18 protein-coding genes and 7 tRNA genes are annotated in these 18279 nt (G+C 30.2%); 1 reads left to right on the top strand and 24 read right to left on the bottom strand.

The genetic code is table 11. The annotated features are described in order from the left end of the window. Window positions 1-37: 37 nt before the first annotated feature. From ABDZ93_RS07765 to ABDZ93_RS07730, 8 genes are all read right to left on the bottom strand, one after another. Window positions 38-1306 carry a Y-family DNA polymerase gene (locus ABDZ93_RS07765; protein WP_343825230.1) on the bottom strand — a complete coding sequence of 423 codons (1269 nt, stop codon included), beginning with the start codon at window positions 1304-1306 and terminating at the stop codon, window positions 38-40. Between the two features lie 132 nt (window positions 1307-1438). Continuing rightward, a tRNA-Thr gene (locus ABDZ93_RS07760) sits at window positions 1439-1513 on the bottom strand. A 5-nt stretch (window positions 1514-1518) separates the two neighbouring features. Further along, a tRNA-Asp gene (locus ABDZ93_RS07755) sits at window positions 1519-1595 on the bottom strand. Between the two features lie 13 nt (window positions 1596-1608). Further along, window positions 1609-1684: transfer RNA gene (locus ABDZ93_RS07750), tRNA-Val, on the bottom strand. A gap of 5 nt (window positions 1685-1689) precedes the next feature. Next, window positions 1690-1764 (bottom strand) — tRNA-Glu (locus ABDZ93_RS07745). A 59-nt stretch (window positions 1765-1823) separates the two neighbouring features. Next, window positions 1824-1900 (bottom strand) — tRNA-Asp (locus ABDZ93_RS07740). 14 nt (window positions 1901-1914) lie between these two features. Then, window positions 1915-1990 (bottom strand) — tRNA-Val (locus ABDZ93_RS07735). A 5-nt stretch (window positions 1991-1995) separates the two neighbouring features. Continuing rightward, a tRNA-Glu gene (locus ABDZ93_RS07730) sits at window positions 1996-2070 on the bottom strand. Between the two features lie 270 nt (window positions 2071-2340). Here ABDZ93_RS07730 and ABDZ93_RS07725 point away from each other — a divergent pair. Beyond that, complete coding sequence (locus ABDZ93_RS07725) at window positions 2341-3579, top strand: BaiN/RdsA family NAD(P)/FAD-dependent oxidoreductase (RefSeq protein ID WP_343825228.1); 1239 nt, start codon at window positions 2341-2343, stop codon at window positions 3577-3579. A 165-nt stretch (window positions 3580-3744) separates the two neighbouring features. Here ABDZ93_RS07725 and ABDZ93_RS07720 read toward each other — a convergent pair whose 3' ends face one another. The 16 genes from ABDZ93_RS07720 to yedF form a co-directional block, all read right to left on the bottom strand. After that, window positions 3745-5031, bottom strand: a complete 1287-nt coding sequence (locus ABDZ93_RS07720) for an adenylosuccinate synthase (protein ID WP_343825226.1) — start codon at window positions 5029-5031, stop codon at window positions 3745-3747. Window positions 5032-5076: 45 nt separating this feature from the next. Further along, window positions 5077-6465 carry an NAD(P)/FAD-dependent oxidoreductase gene (locus ABDZ93_RS07715; RefSeq protein ID WP_343825224.1) on the bottom strand — a complete coding sequence of 463 codons (1389 nt, stop codon included), beginning with the start codon at window positions 6463-6465 and terminating at the stop codon, window positions 5077-5079. A 336-nt stretch (window positions 6466-6801) separates the two neighbouring features. Beyond that, the gene (locus ABDZ93_RS07710) at window positions 6802-7758 is read right to left on the bottom strand and encodes a 3'-5' exoribonuclease YhaM family protein (RefSeq protein WP_343825223.1); all 957 of its coding nucleotides are present in this window, start codon (window positions 7756-7758) and stop codon (window positions 6802-6804) included. Between the two features lie 105 nt (window positions 7759-7863). Next, window positions 7864-8355 (bottom strand): TM2 domain-containing protein, encoded by a 492-nt coding sequence (locus ABDZ93_RS07705; protein WP_343825221.1) that lies wholly within the window; start codon window positions 8353-8355, stop codon window positions 7864-7866. 125 nt (window positions 8356-8480) lie between these two features. Next, the gene (locus ABDZ93_RS07700) at window positions 8481-9812 is read right to left on the bottom strand and encodes a replicative DNA helicase (RefSeq protein ID WP_343825220.1); all 1332 of its coding nucleotides are present in this window, start codon (window positions 9810-9812) and stop codon (window positions 8481-8483) included. A gap of 196 nt (window positions 9813-10008) precedes the next feature. Further along, window positions 10009-11910 (bottom strand): Lon family ATP-dependent protease, encoded by a 1902-nt coding sequence (gene lonC / locus ABDZ93_RS07695; protein ID WP_343825218.1) that lies wholly within the window; start codon window positions 11908-11910, stop codon window positions 10009-10011. A gap of 49 nt (window positions 11911-11959) precedes the next feature. Next, window positions 11960-12406, bottom strand: a complete 447-nt coding sequence (gene rplI, locus ABDZ93_RS07690; protein ID WP_343825217.1) for a 50S ribosomal protein L9 — start codon at window positions 12404-12406, stop codon at window positions 11960-11962. Between the two features lie 2 nt (window positions 12407-12408). Next, window positions 12409-14403, bottom strand: a complete 1995-nt coding sequence (locus ABDZ93_RS07685; RefSeq protein WP_343825215.1) for a DHH family phosphoesterase — start codon at window positions 14401-14403, stop codon at window positions 12409-12411. A 3-nt stretch (window positions 14404-14406) separates the two neighbouring features. Then, window positions 14407-15399 carry a DUF2232 domain-containing protein gene (locus ABDZ93_RS07680; protein WP_343825213.1) on the bottom strand — a complete coding sequence of 331 codons (993 nt, stop codon included), beginning with the start codon at window positions 15397-15399 and terminating at the stop codon, window positions 14407-14409. A 12-nt stretch (window positions 15400-15411) separates the two neighbouring features. After that, window positions 15412-15729, bottom strand: a complete 318-nt coding sequence (locus ABDZ93_RS07675) for a MazG-like family protein (protein ID WP_343825211.1) — start codon at window positions 15727-15729, stop codon at window positions 15412-15414. Between the two features lie 183 nt (window positions 15730-15912). Continuing rightward, window positions 15913-16176: a 30S ribosomal protein S18 gene (gene rpsR, locus ABDZ93_RS07670; protein WP_035132005.1), complete on the bottom strand. Its 264-nt coding sequence runs from the start codon at window positions 16174-16176 to the stop codon at window positions 15913-15915. Window positions 16177-16200: 24 nt separating this feature from the next. Beyond that, window positions 16201-16638 carry a single-stranded DNA-binding protein gene (locus ABDZ93_RS07665; protein WP_343825207.1) on the bottom strand — a complete coding sequence of 146 codons (438 nt, stop codon included), beginning with the start codon at window positions 16636-16638 and terminating at the stop codon, window positions 16201-16203. A gap of 9 nt (window positions 16639-16647) precedes the next feature. Beyond that, window positions 16648-16938, bottom strand: a complete 291-nt coding sequence (rpsF, locus tag ABDZ93_RS07660; RefSeq protein ID WP_343825205.1) for a 30S ribosomal protein S6 — start codon at window positions 16936-16938, stop codon at window positions 16648-16650. Window positions 16939-17040: 102 nt separating this feature from the next. Next, window positions 17041-17232, bottom strand: a complete 192-nt coding sequence (locus ABDZ93_RS07655) for a DUF951 domain-containing protein (protein WP_343825203.1) — start codon at window positions 17230-17232, stop codon at window positions 17041-17043. Between the two features lie 87 nt (window positions 17233-17319). Next, the gene (locus ABDZ93_RS07650) at window positions 17320-17574 is read right to left on the bottom strand and encodes a putative Se/S carrier protein (RefSeq protein WP_343825201.1); all 255 of its coding nucleotides are present in this window, start codon (window positions 17572-17574) and stop codon (window positions 17320-17322) included. A 24-nt stretch (window positions 17575-17598) separates the two neighbouring features. Then, window positions 17599-18195 (bottom strand): sulfurtransferase-like selenium metabolism protein YedF, encoded by a 597-nt coding sequence (gene yedF / locus ABDZ93_RS07645; protein ID WP_425544765.1) that lies wholly within the window; start codon window positions 18193-18195, stop codon window positions 17599-17601. Window positions 18196-18279 lie beyond the last annotated feature (84 nt).

Here is an 18279-nt window from a genome sequence, read left to right as displayed (position 1 = left end):
TCGTGACTTATATTTACATTAAGTTAGGATGTCTTTGTCATTTAAAAGAATCATAAAGGCCTCCCATCATTAAATAGTCTTCCGGCTTTTCTTCTTCAAAGCCTTTTTTATTATTTGAGCTTATAAAAGTAGATCTTATTATGGATGAATCTCCATATTTTTCTCTTATTTTATCTATAGTACTATCTAGGCTTCTTTGTTTATCTATTTTTTCATCATCAAATAAAGATTTCTGATATATGCTATTATCACTTAACTTAGTTACTCTGACTCCTAATAATCTTATAGGTTCTCCACGCCACATTTCCTTAAAAATTGCTTTTACTAAATTAAAAATTTCTTCAGTAGAATCTGTTGGTGTTAATAGCTTTTTTTGATGAGAATAAGTTGTAAATACATTTGACTTTATTGATACAGCCACAATACCACATAAAGATTTATTAGCTCTAAGTCTCTTAGCTACACTTTCTGTAAGTGACAATAATACCTTTAATGCTTCATCTACACTTAAAATGTCCTTGCTTGTAGTAGTTGAATTTCCTATACCTTTTACATCTACATAATTATCACAGTTAATAGGTGAATCATCTATTCCATTGGCATATTCATAAATTATATTTGCATAGCTTTTAAATATATTTCTTAAGATACTTAAATTATAATTTGCTAAATCTCCAATAGTAAATATATTTAAATCTATAAGCTTTTTTTCTGCTGCTTTTCCAACCATAAATAAATCACCTACTTTAAGTGGCCACATCTTTACTCTTATTTCTTCTTTAAATAATGTATGAATGGAATTCTTCTTTGAAAAGTCACTGGCCATCTTAGCTAACAATTTATTATTTCCTATTCCTATATTTACTGTAAAACCTAAATCTTTTTCTATTTTTCTTTTAATTTCTTTAGCCTTTTCCATATAGTCATATTTAAAATGACTTGCCTCCATAAAAACTTCGTCTATGGAATATCTTTCGATGAAATCAGAATATGGCTTTAATAGTTTATACATATCATTACTAAACTTTGTATATAGTTTATGTTCTGGTGGATAAACTTTTAATTGAGGGCACTTTTTCAACGCAGCTACAATAGGTTCTCCGGTTATTATATTAAATTTCTTAGCTGGAATTGATTTTGCTAAAACTACTCCTCTTCTATCTTCTACACTTCCACCTATTATAGAAGGAATTTTTCTTATATCTACTTCACTTTCTCCACATCTTAATAAATTTATAGCTGTCCATGATAGAAATGCAGAGTTAACATCTATATGAAATATTATTCTTTTGGACTTATTCTCCACAAATATCACATCCTCAAAATTAACTTACATTCTCATTTTAACGAACAAATATTCGTTTGTAAAGACATATTTATTTGTTACTTATGTATTATTTCAAAAAATAAAAAAGATCCTGAATTAATTCAGAATCTTTGGAGCTGGCAATAGGAATCGAACCTACAACCTGCTGATTACAAATCAGCTGCTCTACCGTTGAGCCATGCCAGCATAAGTGGCGACCCAGAAGGGACTCGAACCCTCGACCTCCGGCGTGACAGGCCGGCACTCTAACCAACTGAGCCACTGGGCCACATTAAATTATGTGGTGGTCGCAACAGGGATCGAACCTGTGACCCCCTGCTTGTAAGGCAGGTGCTCTCCCAGCTGAGCTATGCGACCTAATATGGTGACTCCTAGGGGAATCGAACCCCTGTTACCACCGTGAAAGGGTGGTGTCTTGACCGCTTGACCAAGGAGCCATATGTTTTATATTTTATCAGATTTTTCATCTAATGTCAATACTTTTTAAAAAGTATTTTGGCGACCCAGAAGGGACTCGAACCCTCGACCTCCGGCGTGACAGGCCGGCACTCTAACCAACTGAGCCACTGGGCCATATTAAGATTATGTGGTGGTCGCAACAGGGATCGAACCTGTGACCCCCTGCTTGTAAGGCAGGTGCTCTCCCAGCTGAGCTATGCGACCTAGTATGGTGACTCCTAGGGGAATCGAACCCCTGTTACCACCGTGAAAGGGTGGTGTCTTGACCGCTTGACCAAGGAGCCATATGTCATTTTGCTTTTGTGTTTGCCGGGCCATCCGACATTTATTATAATACAAAAATTTTAAACTTTTGTCAACAAAATTTTAAAAATAATTTTTTTTATTTTTTTCTTCAAAATTTTATACATAAAATATATTATTTATTAAATATATTTTAATTTAATCATAAACTTATATTATAGTTTTAATATATAGTATAATTCTATATACTATAGTTAATATATTAGTTAATATGTTATCAAATATATTTAAAGGCTTGAGGTGATTTTATTTTGTATCATGACTTAATTATTGTTGGCGGTGGATCCTGTGGCATAGTATCTGCAATTAAAGCAAAAGATTTAAGTATAGACGTCGCTATAATAGACGGTAGCGATAGAGTAGGTAAGAAATTATTAACTACTGGTAATGGACGATGTAATTTAACTAACGAAAATTTATCCTTATCAAGATTTCATAGTGATAATAATGACTTTTTTAAAGATATTATTAATACCTATGATTTAGAATATACACTTAATTTTTTTAAATCTATAGGAATATATACATGTACCTTGGAGTCTGGAAAGATATATCCTTTATCTCTCCAAGCATCCTCCGTGCTAGACATTCTTAGAATGAATTTATCTGAAAGAAATATACCTACTTACATGAGTGAAAAAGTTTTAAATATTATTAACACAAAGAAAGGTTACTTTGAAATTATTACTTCTTCCACTACATATACATGTAAAAAAGTTCTCTTATGTACTGGAGGCAAAAGTTATACTAAAACGGGTTCTGATGGCTCTGGTCATAAACTAGCTAAAAACTTTGGCCATAGTTTAATAAATTTAACACCTGGTATAGTTCAATTAAAACTAAACTATGATAGACTTAAGGCCATTTCTGGAGTAAAATTTGAAAGTTCTTGTAATATAGAGGTAAATGGTAAAACTCAAAACCAAGAATTTGGTGAAATCTTATTCACAGACTATGGTATATCAGGTCCTCCAATTATGCAGCTTAGTAGAATTGCTTCTAAAGGAATTCTAAATAAGTCATCAGTTTATATACATGTGAATTTACTTAATTCAGATTATGACCATATACTAGATTTCCTTGAAACACACTTTGCAGTATTTTCCTATAGAAGTATTTCAGATAATCTAGTAGGAATTATAAATAAAAAGCTTATTCCTATTATCTTAAAGGAATGTGGAATTACTGACATTCATATGCCTACATATTCCCTAGAATATGTAGATAGGTTTAAACTTTATAGGCTTTTATGTGATTGGAAATTTCAAGTTATTGATACAAACTCTTTTGAAAATGCTCAAGTTACTATAGGTGGAATAGATACTACAGAGGTAAACCATATAACTTTAGAATCTAAATTGACTCCTGGTCTATACTTTGGTGGCGAAATTTTAGATGTTGATGGTGATTGTGGTGGTTTCAATTTACAATGGTGCTGGAGCTCCTCTAGTGCTGCTGTGAATGCCATTTATAACGCACTAAGGGATTAACATTACATTTAACATAAGCGCTATTATTCAGTGTAATTAGTGTAATTTTATATGCCACTTAAATTAATATTTATAAAAAATAAAACTGATAAGAAATATAAGCATTTCTTATCAGTTTTAAAACTTGAGTTAATTTTTTCTCATATAACTCGCAATGACACACTTTTAAAGGTCTGCGATTCTCATAGTTTGATCTCTCTTTGGCCCTACTGATATTATCGATATCTTAACACCAGTGAATTCTTCTATTCTCCTTAAGTATATCTTTGCATTCTCTGGAAGGTCTTCGTATTTTCTAACCTCTTTTATGCTTTCGTCCCATCCATCAAATTCTTCATATACAGGTTCACATTTTGCTAAATCTTCAAGACTAGCTGGGAAGTAGTCTATTACTTTTCCACCTAACTTATATCCTATGCAAACTTGTATTTTATCAAGTCCAGCTAGTGTATCAATTTTTGTTACACCAAAGCTAGTTAATCCAGAAACTCTAGCAGCACTTTTTAGTATAACAAGATCAAGCCAACCACATCTTCTGCTTCTTCCTGTAGTAACTCCATACTCAAATCCTTTTTCTCTTATCCAATCTCCAACTTCATTTTCTTGTTCTGTTGGGAAAGGTCCCTTTCCAACTCTAGTTGTATATCCTTTTACAATTCCTACAGCACTATCTATCATAGTTGGTCCTATACCCGCACCTGTGCATATACCACCTGCTACTGTATTAGAAGATGTCACATATGGATATGAACCAAAATCTATATCAAGAAGTGTTCCTTGAGCTCCTTCAAATAGCACATCTTTATTGGCTTTTATGCTATCAAAAACTCTAACTGATGCATCATCTACATATGGCTTCATTCTCTTACCATATTCTAAATAAGCCTCGTAAACCTCATCAAAGCTTAATGCTTCTCCACCATAAATCTTAACTATTAAATCATTTTTAGCTGGAAGATATTCTTGTAATTTTTCCTTTAAAACTTCTGGTTTAATAAGATCACATACTCTTATTCCACATCTCTCAACTTTATCAGTATAACAAGGTCCTATTCCTTTTTTAGTAGTACCTATATCGTTCTTTCCTCTAGCTTCTTCTTTAAGAGCATCTAATACCTTATGATAAGGCATTATAACCTGAGCTCTATCACTTATGATTAATCTCTCTGGAGTTATATTTTCTCCTAATCCTTTTAAATAATCCATTTCCGTAAATAAAGCCTCTGGATCTACAACTACTCCATTACCTATTACATTAAGTTTATCCTTATAAAGTATTCCTGATGGAATTAAATGTAGCTTATATTCCTTATCTCCTACTACTACAGTATGACCTGCATTATTTCCTCCTTGGAATCTAACAACTACATCTGCACTTTCTGCAAGATAATCAGTCATTTTACCCTTTCCTTCGTCTCCCCATTGAGCTCCTAATACCACAAATGATGACATATTTCACATCTCCTTCTTTTAATCATTAGTAAAACTTACCATAAATTAAACTAGCTTACTATATTTCTCATTTAATATTCTAGCAACATAAACACCGCTAGCAGATGCTTGTGACAGTGAATGTGTAACTCCAGATCCATCACCTAATACATAAAGGTTTTTAACTTTTGTTTCTAAGTTATTATCCACTTCTATATTTGAATTATAGAATTTAACTTCTACACCATATAACAATGTGTCTTCATTAGCTGTTCCTGGTGCTATATTATCTAGAGCATATATCATCTCTATTATAGCATCTAATTGGCGCTTTGGTATAACTAAGCTTAAATCTCCCGGTGTAGCTTTTAAAGTTGGAATAGTAAAACTTTTATTCATTCTATGATCATTAGTTCTCCTACCCTGTACTAAATCTCCAAATCTTTGAACTAATACGCCACCACCTAACATATTGCTAAGTCTCGCTATAGATTCCCCATACTCATTACTATTTTTAAATGGCTCTGTAAAATTATTTGTAACTAATAATGCAAAGTTTGTGTTTTCTGTATGAAGTTCTGGATTTGAATAGCTATGTCCATTTACTGTAACTATTCCATTTGTATTTTCACTAACTACCTCACCATGTGGGTTCATACAAAATGTTCTAACTAAATCTCCATACTTCTTGGTTCTGTATACAACTTTACTCTCATATACTTTTTCTGTTATATCTTCAAATACAGCTGCAGGTAGCTCCACTCTAACACCTATATCCACTCTGTTACTTCTGCTCTCTATTCCAAGCTTAGTACAAACCTTAGATATCCATTTAGACCCCGATCTTCCTGTTGCAACTATTATATCCTTACATCTAAATTCATCGTCATCAGTTTTTACTATAAATTCCTTACCTTGCTTTTCTATATCGATAACTTCAGTATTAAACTTCATCTCTATATTATCTTTTATTTTATTATATAAATTGCCTAGTATTTTTACATTTCTATCGGTACCAAGATGTCTAACTTTAGCATCTAAAAGATGTAAATCATGCTTTAGCGCTTCAGTCTTTAGCGTACTATCAGCAGTTGAATATAACTTCGCATCACTTCCACCATGATTACATAATACCTTATCTACATAATACATAAGATCCAAGGCTTCTTGTCTACCAACATATTTGTATAAATCTCCACCAAAGTTATTAGTTATATTATACTTACCATCTGAAAGACTTCCAGCACCACCATAACCATTCATAATATCGCAAGATTTACAATGGATACAAGATTTTATTTTTTTCCCATCTATAGGACACTTTCTTTTTTCTAATCTATTTCCCTTCTCTATCATTAATACTTTAGTCTTTGAACCTAAAGCAGTTAACTCATAAGCAGCGAAAACACCACTAGCTCCTGCACCAACAATTATAATATCATAATTTTTATACATGTTAATCACCCCATAAATATATTAACAAAGAGATGTAGTATTTTCAATAAAAATACGAATATTTTTTATAGTACCCATAAAATTCTTCGTAACTATATTCCTTTAGAAATTTATTTTTCCCAATATTTATTTACCCTATTCCCATATAGAATATTTTCATTATTTCGTAATAATAAACTTTAAACTTACTTACAGTATATAAATGGCTTTATATACTGTATTTTATTAGTCTAATATGCATTATTAGCTTTTTATTATAATATTACCTTAAACCATAAAAAGTGTAGTATATTCTTATAGAATATACTACACTTTTTATAATTATATTGTTCGTCCTTATATGAATGACTTATATATACTTATTCCGTCTAAGCTATATACTTTTTCAGAGAATTCACCTGGATTTAAATCCTTAGTAGCTTTACGCATATCATACATTCTAGCATCTAATACATCCAAATGATGTAACATTTCTGCTTCAGGTATCATAGGTTTCTTCGGACTTCCATACTCTGGCTCATAGTGATGTGTTAATATCATATGTTGTAATAACATAACTATTTCTTTATCTGCATTAATTTCCATTGCTGCATCTTCAATTAAACCAATTCCTTGTATTATGTGTCCCAGTAACTGACCTTCCGTACTATATTTAGATACTATTCCTAGTTCACTAGATTCCATCTCCATTATTTTAGCTATATCATGAAGAATTATTCCGGAATACAATAAATCTTTATTAAGATAACTATATATATCTAATAATTTTTCTGCTGCATTTAACATAGTAGTTATATGATATAAAAGACCACCTTTAATTGCATGATGATTGGATTTAGCAGCTGGATAATGCATTAACTTATAACTTAATTTACTGATAATATTTTCTGTAATTCTTTTTATATCTTTATTTTCTATTTTTTCTATATAATCTAATAGGGTTTCAAACATATCTTCAGACTTATAAGGAGCAACTAGTATAAATTCATCTATATTAACATTATCTTCTTCTGTAGAAGGTCTAATTTTCTCTATCTTTAACTGTAATTTCCCTCTATATTCATTAACTACAGCTCTTATTTTTACAAGTATATTATCCTTTATTGAAGCTTCTATATTTTCATTACATTCCCAAAGCTTTGCATTTATTTCTCCAGTCGAATCTATTAACATAAGATCTAAATATTTATTTGTAGTACTATTATTAGTAATTTTACATTCTGCATTTTTTACTAAGAAAAAATTTTCAATTCTATCCCCTTTGTTAAACTCACCAATTTTCTTATTTTCCATAACTGTTCTCCTTAATCTTTACTTCATGTACTATAAGATGAATATTATCAAATCTATTAAAATTATTCAATAATACTTAAAAAAGATATGTTTTACCACATCTTTTTAATGCTGTTCTATGGCATTTTTTCTTTTAACAACTTTACCATCTTCATCTGTAAAACTATTTATTATTATAGATACTAAATCTACTATAATCCATATGCCAAAACCACCTAGTGTAAGTAACATTAATATTGCAGTCCCAGCCTTTCCAACATAAAACCTATGGAAACCTATAAAACCTAAAAGTATACAAAACACTAACGTTGCTCCCCAACTTTTTTCACTAAACTCTTTATCTTTGGATTTTAATGTAGAATCTTTACTTTTTCCCCCTAAAAGTTCTTTAGGCTTAATTATTTTTATTTCTTCATTTGTATTATTAATATCACTTGTATTTTCCATAATTCCATTATTATATAGGCTTACAACATCATCTTCATATTCTTCTGTTATAGTAATATCATCTAATTCTGAATGCTTTTGAAAATTTGTATCTTTTTCATTGTTAAACTTACCATCTATTAATTTATTGTTCTTTATCTCATTTACCACGAGTAATCTCACCTCACATAAAGTATAGCTAATATATCTTTATGTAATATGGCTTTAGTATATGCAATAAATATAAATGATATATAACTATACCTATTACTATTTTCCACCAAATCTTCTTGAAATTATTCTGGATGAACTAAGTCTAAGTTGCCAAACTTACTATATTTACCTATCCATGCTAAATTTACGGTTCCAACTTCACCATTTCTATGTTTAGCTAATATACATTCAGCTATATTCTCATCTTCTTTCTCTTTACTATAATAAAATTCCCTATATAAGAACATAACTATATCTGCATCCTGCTCTATAGAACCTGATTCTCTTAAATCTGATAACATAGGACGATGGTCTGCTCTTTGTTCTGGTGCACGAGATAATTGAGATAGTGCAATTACTGGACATTTCATTTCTTTAGCTAAAGCTTTTATACTTCTCGATATTTCAGATACTTCCTGCTGTCTATTATCAGAATTGCTTCCTGACATTAATTGAAGATAGTCTATGATAATTAAATCTATTCCATGCTCTATTTTAAGTCTTCTACACTTAGACCTCATCTCCATGACCGAAATACCTGCTGTATCATCTATATATATCCCAGCAGATGCAAGTGGTCCTGAGGCCCTTGCTATATTCTCCCAATCCCTATCATCTAAATCACCATTTCTAAGCTTCACCATGTCTACATTAGCCTCTGCACAAAGGAGTTTATATGCTAATTGCTCCTTGCTCATTTCTAATGAAAATATAGCAACTTTCCTACCATCCCTAATAGCTGCATTTTGAGCTATATTAAGACAAAATGTAGTTTTTCCCATAGATGGTCTAGCAGCTATCAGAACCATATCTCCACTCTGAAACCCTGAGGTTTTTGTATCTAAATCTTTAAATCCACTAGCTACTCCATTTACTTGGCCTTTATTATTAAAAATCTTTTCTATCTCTAAAAATCCTCTTTCCAATACAGTACTCATAGGTTCAAAATCACTAGTACTTCTTTTTTCAGATATATTAAATATATTTTTTTCTGCCAAGTCTATTACTGATTCTACATCATCTTGTTTATTATAGCTATTTTCAATTATTTCTGTTGAGCTTCGAATTAGCCTTCTAAGTGTCGATTTATCCTCAACAATTTTTATATATGAAGATAGATTAGCTGTAGAAGGTACAGAGGTGCTTATTTCCATAATATATGTTACCCCTCCAGCTTGCTCAAGCATATCGTTTGATTTTAGATAGTCTACCAAGGTTATCATATCTACAGGTATATCTTTGTTATATAAATCTCTAATAGCCTTAAAAATAGTCTTATGAGCATCTTTATAGAAATCTTCAGCTGAAAGAACCTCTGCAGCTTGTGCAATAGCATTCTTATCTATTAACATAGATCCTACTACCGACTGCTCAGCTTCTACATTTTGTGGCATTGTTCTAAGTGAGTCACTCATATTATTACCTCCTACGATATATTAAAAGAAAACTCCTATATATACTCTCAATGAATAAGTAATGTTTTCTACATTGTTTAATATAAAACCCTTCTTTTTAATTATAATGTAGTTATTAAAAAATCCAACTATTTATTTACAAAATTAAATTAAAACCCTGTATAATCATATTACAGGGTTTTAATAATTAAAGTATCTAAAATACTAATTCTAGTAGTTCTTCTATTGTTGATACAGCTGTAACCTCTATATTTTCAATATTAGTTGGAACATCCCTTAAGTTATCTTTTGGTATTATTACTTGCTTTATACCCTTTCTCTTTGCTCCATATATTTTTTCAAATACTCCTCCTACTGGTTTTATCTTACCTCTAATTGATATTTCACCAGTTATCGCAATATCCTGTCTTAATGGTTTATATAAAAGGGCACTTATAATACATGTTGTTATAGCCGCACCTGCTGATGGCCCATCAATTTTTCCACCACCAATGACATTTACATGAATATCATAGTCTCTGATTTCCTTATCAGTAACCTTTCTTATAACAGAGGCTGCATTAAATACAGAATCCTTTGCCATAGAACCAGCAGTATCATTAAATCTAATAGTTCCTTTACCTCTTTCTTTCGCCTCAAAACCTGAACATTCTATTTCTATAGTTGATCCCAAGAATCCAGATACTCCAAGGCCAAAAATCTGTCCGACTTCTTTAGAATCTAAATCACTAATGTCTTCATATGGTCTTAATCTATTATTAGATGCTACTTCATTAAAATCAGAAATAGTTATAACCACATTATTTCTATCTTCATTGTTTAACAGTACATATCCATATACATCTGCAAGTATATTTACAGCTTTTCTGCCTTCTATAGTATATCTACTTATCTCTTTTGCTAAACCATTCTCTAATTTAATACTTAACTTTTTAGCTGCATTTAATACAACCTTTTCTATATCTACAGAAGATAGTGGCTCAAAATAAACTTCTGTGCACCTTGATCTTAATGCTGGATTAATGTCACCTGGCTCTCTAGTAGTAGCTCCAATTAGCACGAAATCAGCTGGAGCACCATTTTCAAATAAGTACTTAATATATTTAGGTGTACTTTCATCATCTGGATCATAATATGATGATGAAAACTCAACCCTTTTATCCTCTAAAACTTTTAATAATTTATTTTGAAGAGTATAATCTAATTCACCTATTTCATCTATAAATAAAACTCCACCATGTGCTTCTGTAACTAATCCTGTCTTTGGTTCTGGAGTACCACTTTCAGCTAAATCTCTCTTTGAACCTTGATATATAGGATCATGTACCGAACCTAATAAGGGATTTGATATTTCCCTTGGATCCCATCTTAATGTGGTTCCATCTACCTCTACAAACTTTGCATCCTTCTCATATGGTGTATGCTTTAATTTCTTAACTTCTTCAAGCGCAATTCTAGCTGCTGTAGTCTTACCTACTCCTGGTGGTCCATATAAAATAATATGTTGTGGATATGGAGATGCCATCTTAGATATTAATGATTTAATAGCTCTTTCCTGTCCAATTATTTCTGAAAAACTTTCAGGTCTAAGCATGCTCATAATATTTTGAGTTAAATGCTTTGAATCTAAACATTCAAGCTCTGCATATTTTTTTAATGTCTTACTATTTTCTGGTCCCCTTTGTTTCTTTATAATTCCTAGTCTTACTTCATCTATATACTTGTCCTGCTTTTCTATAATTTGCTTTTCTACTTCTGCATCTAGTTTATTTTGTACATATCTCTTCGCTAAAAGCTCACTTATTTCCAAGCTAGTTTCTTTTAAAACTTCCTCTATATTATTCTCACTTGGTGGGACACTAATTCCTTCACCATTAGTAACTATTTTATTTATAGCATAAAGTTTTCTATACATATCTTTACTATTTAAGTGTTTTTGAACCTTAAACTTTACTGCTCTACCTCTAATAGTACCTTCATCTAAAAGCTTATACATAACTTCGTGTAAAACTTCTATTTCTACTTCCATAGTTAATTCTTCTTCTAAGCTAAAATTATTTAATTTATCAACTGAATTTATATTCAAAATTATTAGCATAGAAGGATTTTTATCCCTTCTATGCTTTCCTCCCCTCGGTTTTTAGAATCTATTGCTGTTCTTTTATAATAACCTTTATTTTAGTTGATATCTCAGGATATAGTTTTACTTCTACATCATATAATCCCATAGTTTTAATAGTATTAACCACTATCTTTTTCTTATCTATTGTTATATTTAACTGATTTTCCATTTCCTGAGAAATATCTTTTGTAGTTATAGCTCCAAATAATCTACCATTATCCCCTGACTTGGCATAAATAATTACTTCTTTATCCTTAAGTTCATTAGCAACTTTTTGAGCTTCCTCTATTTCAGCTAATTTCTTCTTTCTATCAGCCTCATTTTTTTTATTTAAAATATGCATATTAACATCATTTGCTTCTTGAGCTAACTTCTTCGGAAACAAGAAATTTCTTGCATATCCATCAGACGCATTAACAACCTCACCTTTTTTTCCAACTGATTTTACATCTTGTAATAAAATAACTTTCATTATTATTCACCCTTCCTTAAGTATTTTTCTATAGCATCATTTAATAATTCTTCTGCCTCATCTTGATTAGTATTTTTAATTCTAGCAGCAGCCATTGTTAAATGTCCTCCTCCACCTAAATATTCTAATATTACCTGAACATTTATTTCACCTAAGGACCTTCCACTTATATAAGTGCCCTCTTCTATTTTAGCAATAACAAATGATGCTTGAATACCTGTAATATTTAGCAATTCATCCGCAGCTTGTGCTGGTAATACAGAATTCGATATTTCTGGTGGACATTTAGCTACAGCTATTCCTCTTTTAACTTTTGCAGTTTTTATTATATCTGCTCTTGTTATATAAATATCTAAAGCTTCACTAAAAATTCTTTTTACATCTACAGTATCAGCACCTAATCTTCGTAAAAATGCTGCTGCTTCAAATGTTCTAACTCCAGTTTTAAAACAGAAATTCTTAGTATCTAGACAAATACCTGCTAATAAAGCTACTGCTTCTACTTCTCTTAATTTTGGTTTTTCAACCATATATTGAATTAATTCTGTTATTAATTCAGATGTTGATGATGCATATGTTTCCACATAACTTAACATTGTACCTTGTATAAAGTCTTTCGTTTTCCTGTGATGATCTATAATCACTATTCTACTGAAGTAATTTACTACCTCCATAGAAAGCACATAACTTTCATTATGAACATCAACTAATATTAATAAACTTTTATCATTTTTTATATTTTTAACTGCATTTATATTTATAAATGTGTCTTTATAGTTTTCATCCTCATCTAATCTATCCAGCATATACTGCACAGCATCGTGAGGTTCATCCATAACTATATAACATTCCTTATTTAAAGAACGTATGGTACTATACATTCCTATTGCTGCTCCTAAACAATCCATATCTGGATTGTGATGTCCCATTATAACTACATTGCTACTTTCATTTATCAGTTCTAAAAGTGCATGACCAATTACCCTAGCTCTAACCTTAGTCCTTTTTTCAACTTCTTTAGTTTTTCCACCATAAAAAGATACTTTTTCAAAGCTCTTGACTACACATTGATCTCCACCTCTTCCAAGGGCCAAATCCTTTGCTATAGTAGCAAATTCATGATTTTCAGCTGGATTTTCTCCACCTCTACCCACTCCAATGCTTAAAGTAACTGTAAGTTTATTTCCACTGCTTACTTCCCTAATTGTATCTAATATATCAAATTTCTTATTCATCTCAGCTTCTATATTAGCATCTTTAGTTGTTAATACATATTTATTTGATGAATATTTTCTTATTAATGCTTTTAGACTATTAGCATAGTTATTTATAGTTCTGTCTATGTCTGCTATAAGCTGTGGTCTTAACCCCTCTTCTGTAGTCTTAATAACATCATCAAGATTATCTACCTCTATAAGCATTACACTTTCTTTAGTTTCATTAATTTGATTTATCAAATTAATATTATCTGTAATATCATCAAAAGAAATTATCATAAGATTATTACCTTCATTAATTTCATAATCTTGAATAATACTTATATAAATATCATAAATTCTATCCCTAAAAATTACATTTTTATACTCTGATTTTTTTCCTTCTAACGCTAATTTTATATTTAACTCTTTAATTATTTCTTTTATATTTTTACCCACTATATCATTATTTTCTAATCTCAAAGCTAAGCTTTTGTTGTACCATATTACTTCTCCATTTTCTAATAAAAACAGAGTTGGAAAAGGCACATTAGAAAAGGCTGTAGACTTAATAGTGTCAACCTTGTATGTTATATTTTCAATCTTATTAGAAAAATTATCTTTTTTACTATTGTAGAAAATAGTATACAAAAGAAGGGCTACATATATTATAAGAAGCATATTGGAAATAATTAACTTACCTGTTATAAAAAACACTACTAATAATATAACTAATATAGTTATACATATTTTATTCTTTATAAAGTTAAATAGTATTTCATTAAAATTCTCTTTATTCATATATTACGCCTTTCTGATTCTATATGGATCTAGCTTTCTAAAATCTAACATCATTTCTACGAAACCTACTATCCCTAAAATTTTAGATGATCCTATTATAAACAAAAGAACTACTAGAAGTATTCTCATTACTTTAGGCATTTCTAGTTTTTTTCTAAAGAAATAATCAGTTGCAGCTGCTCCATTAATAGCCAATATCATAATTGTTAGCATCAATATAGTATTATATAAAAACAAACCTATTGTGACTCCCTTACTTCCTAGTATTGCACATATACTAATAATACCAATTAATCCTGCCCCAACTAAATTTGATATATAAAACTCTGAAAATCTTAATGCTTTAATTTCTGTATATTTTAATTTTCTAAATATAACTTGTGTAAATAATATAATTGAATATGCTTGTATAAAACAAGCTATAAATACTACAGTTGGTATTAACATAGCTAAAAACTCAACCGTAAATATATCTCCCATTTTATCAAATACTTGTAATTGTGTAGCACTCATACCCATGTTACTATAAATTTCTTTAGTTTGAGCCATATACTCCTTCAATTCATGTATATATGTATTCAATTCATTATTTATAAATTGAAATATACTTACATTACTAACAAGTATACTAATTAAACAAACTTCAACTATCATGGATATAATACAGGCTATTATTAAGGCTATTAATGTATTATATGTTTTCTTTTCATTTTTTAAGCAATAACCTAAAACCATACCTACTATTCCATAAGACATACCTGAGATTATAGCTAAAACCGGGTTTAATACCATACTAATTATTACACTTGCTAATACAGATAAAATTGAGTATTTAATTCCACTTCTACAATAAATAAGAGCTATTATTACTGGTAATACTACTAAACTTATTACATTTAAAAATGGAGTATATAATGTAATAATATTTATTATAATTATAATACCCGTCATCAATGAAGCCTCTGTTAAATCTTTTTTACTAATCTTTTGTGTCATAACATCCTCCTTCTAATTTCTTTCTCTTATATGGTCATAAAGCTTACTAAGCTCTTTTCCATTTTTCTCAAGAGGATCACCTTCCACTATACCAACTTTTAATTTTTTCTTCATAGTTTCATCAATAGCTAAATGAGAATATCCTAATTTCTCTGCTAAAATATATAATATTATTATTGCTCCTGATATACAATCTAAAATTGCATCTTGTGCTATATTGCTACCTTTACTTAATAACTTAAAAAAATCACCTACAATACAAACTAATTCTGCCTTCAGTCCTTCTATTACCTTAATATTGGACATAATATTAAACTCTTCTCGTCTCATAAGAATCATCCTTTCTTTAGGCTATAAGTCTATTGTAAATTTTTTTTAATATTTATGCAACATGATTATAGGTATATTTACCTTTATTTCACAGTAATTATGCAATTAAAACAAAAAACTAGTGAATAACAACGATTCACTAGTTTTATCAACTATATGTTTATTTTACCAAATAAATTATTACTACTCAGTTGTGAATGGTAATAATGCTATGTTTCTAGCTCTCTTAATAGCTACAGTTAGCATTCTTTGGTGTTTAGCACAGTTTCCAGAAATTCTTCTTGGTAATATTTTACCTTTCTCTGTAACGTACTTTCTTAATTTATTGATATCTTTATAATCTATAGAAGTTGCTTTATCCATACAGAAAGCACAAACTTTTCTCTTAGCTCTTTTTCTGTTTCCGCCTTTTCTTCTATCATTCTTATCATTTCTATCATAAGCCATTGCTCTTACCTCCTTACCTAATTATTAAAATGGCATATCCTCACCATCATCAATCGGAGTCATATCTCCTCCACCAAAGTAATCTGTTGGTATTGATGAATCATTGTGAGAAGCAGCTCCAGTATTCATTCCTGATGTTTTATTGCCACCCCATTCAAGGAAACTTACTTCATCAGCTACTACTTCAGTAACATATCTTCTTCCACCGTCTTTAGCTTCATAAGAACGAGTTTCAATTCTACCAGCTACACTTAAAAGTTTACCTTTACTCATGTAGTTAGCAGTACTTTCAGCTTGTTTACCCCATACTACTACAGGTATAAAGTCTGCATCCGGTTGCCCTTCTTTCTTAAATCTTCTATTGACTGCAATTGTAAATGTGGCTACAGCTGTACCTGTACCTGGAGTAAACTTTAACTCTGGGTCTTTGGTTAATCTTCCGATTAAAACAACCTTATTCATTAATACCACCTACTTGCTTTCTGGATTGATTATAATATGTCTTATAACACCATCTGTAATTCTGAATACTCTATCTAATTCTTTAGGTAATTCAGCGTCAGCTTTGAAGTTGATTAATGTGTATACACCTTCGTTAACTTTAGCGATTTCGTAAGCTAGCTTTCTTCTACCCCAAGCGTCAACGCTTTCAACTTCTCCACCATTGTTCTCTATTACACCTTTAAACTTTTCAACGTTAGCTTTAACAGCCTCCTCGTCTAATGATGGGTGTAATATGAATATAGTTTCATATGTTCTCATTAGTTTCACCTCCTCCCCCCGGACTAACGGCTGTGATTTTCACAGCAGGGATTACATCATCAAATTATATCATAGTATAACTATCAAGTCAATATTGTTATCTTAACTTTCATCATCCTTAATAACTTTCTTTACACTTTTTTCAAATTTACTTCTAGGAATCATAACAATTCTATCACATCCGGTGCATCTAATTTTTATATCTGCACCCATCCTAATTATTTCCCACTTATTACTACCACACGGATGTGTTTTTTTAGTTTCTACAATATCATTTAAATCAAATTCTTTCATATTCTTCTCCTATATATCAGTGTTTCCAAATGTCAACATCTGTAAACTATATTGCTTTATAATTACTTTTAACTATTTTGTATTATACTAGTCAATATTTAACTCTACCAACTTGTTATCAGTAAATTGGTAAATTGTTTTAAATTCCATCTTTTTATCTTTTATTATTCCTTTTAGGTTATTTACAATACCAATATCAGCCTTTAAACTTATTCCACAACTTTTTGTTATATATGTTGGTGTTGGCATCATAGTAACCTTAATTTTTTCATTAATACATACTGATTCTGCTTTCATAGCTTCATGAGTATTATTAAAAGTTACAATTAAAAATTCTTTCATTTCTTAATCTCCCAGCACTATTTCTTATAGCTTTATAGTTTTTCCTTTATTCATCATTTCAATTATTGCATACATATTACTAATTTCTCCAATAGCAAGATTATCCTTTAATCCATAAAAATCTAAACAGAGGCCACAGCTTTGTACATTTACGCCTCTTTCTACTAGCCTTTTTACACTATCAAGCGTAAGGGCTCCTTCAACCACTAACTTTACTCCTGCATTTAAAAATACTATATTGTTTGGAATAACTTCAGCCTCTGAAAGTGCAAATAAATAACTCTTTATAAGAGCTACCCCTAATTCATCATTTCCATTTCCCAACTTATCTGATCCTATAACAATAGTAAAAGTCTCTTCTTTTTCTTTAGAACTCTCTACATTTAATTCTTCTGGTATAGCTTTTCCCTTTGTAATTGTTATATAAAATATATTGCTTCCTTCTTCTTTTACTTCATATTTAAATCCACTTCCTTGGGCAAATTTAACTATATTATTTTTTGCAACTTCGTTATCTACAATAGTTACTCCTATACCATTTTCTAAAGTATCAAAATATTTTTTTGTATTTACCACAGGAATTGGGCAATTTAACCCTCTACAGTCAATTTTGTTATCAATATTTTCCATAATCCTTCTCTCCCTATTAAATAATATTAGATGATAATGTATAGTTAATGCCTATTAATTAATATGCTCAATTTA

It is taken from the genome of Clostridium subterminale, from assembly GCF_039521425.1.
In the GTDB taxonomy this organism is placed as follows: Bacteria; Bacillota; Clostridia; order Clostridiales; family Clostridiaceae; genus Clostridium_J; species Clostridium_J subterminale.
The sequence above is the reverse complement of the archived record's forward strand: the minus strand, read 5'-3'. Positions and strand labels throughout refer to the sequence as shown.

What these genes read in the sequence shown, in the direction of transcription:
- ABDZ93_RS07680 (WP_343825213.1), bottom strand. Translation starts at nt 15,399, where the DNA reads ATGACACAAAAGATTAGTAAAAAAGATTTAACAGAGGCTTCATTGATG.
- ABDZ93_RS07715 (WP_343825224.1), bottom strand. Translation starts at nt 6,465, where the DNA reads ATGTATAAAAATTATGATATTATAATTGTTGGTGCAGGAGCTAGTGGT.
- ABDZ93_RS07675 (WP_343825211.1), bottom strand. Translation starts at nt 15,729, where the DNA reads ATGAGACGAGAAGAGTTTAATATTATGTCCAATATTAAGGTAATAGAA.
- ABDZ93_RS07720 (WP_343825226.1), bottom strand. Translation starts at nt 5,031, where the DNA reads ATGTCATCATTTGTGGTATTAGGAGCTCAATGGGGAGACGAAGGAAAG.
- rpsF (WP_343825205.1), bottom strand. Translation starts at nt 16,938, where the DNA reads ATGAGAACATATGAAACTATATTCATATTACACCCATCATTAGACGAG.
- ABDZ93_RS07665 (WP_343825207.1), bottom strand. Translation starts at nt 16,638, where the DNA reads ATGAATAAGGTTGTTTTAATCGGAAGATTAACCAAAGACCCAGAGTTA.
- ABDZ93_RS07710 (WP_343825223.1), bottom strand. Translation starts at nt 7,758, where the DNA reads ATGGAAAATAAGAAAATTGGTGAGTTTAACAAAGGGGATAGAATTGAA.
- ABDZ93_RS07650 (WP_343825201.1), bottom strand. Translation starts at nt 17,574, where the DNA reads ATGAAAGAATTTTTAATTGTAACTTTTAATAATACTCATGAAGCTATG.
- rpsR (WP_035132005.1), bottom strand. Translation starts at nt 16,176, where the DNA reads ATGGCTTATGATAGAAATGATAAGAATGATAGAAGAAAAGGCGGAAAC.
- ABDZ93_RS07655 (WP_343825203.1), bottom strand. Translation starts at nt 17,232, where the DNA reads ATGAAAGAATTTGATTTAAATGATATTGTAGAAACTAAAAAAACACAT.
- lonC (WP_343825218.1), bottom strand. Translation starts at nt 11,910, where the DNA reads ATGCTAATAATTTTGAATATAAATTCAGTTGATAAATTAAATAATTTT.
- ABDZ93_RS07700 (WP_343825220.1), bottom strand. Translation starts at nt 9,812, where the DNA reads ATGAGTGACTCACTTAGAACAATGCCACAAAATGTAGAAGCTGAGCAG.
- rplI (WP_343825217.1), bottom strand. Translation starts at nt 12,406, where the DNA reads ATGAAAGTTATTTTATTACAAGATGTAAAATCAGTTGGAAAAAAAGGT.
- ABDZ93_RS07685 (WP_343825215.1), bottom strand. Translation starts at nt 14,403, where the DNA reads ATGAATAAAGAGAATTTTAATGAAATACTATTTAACTTTATAAAGAAT.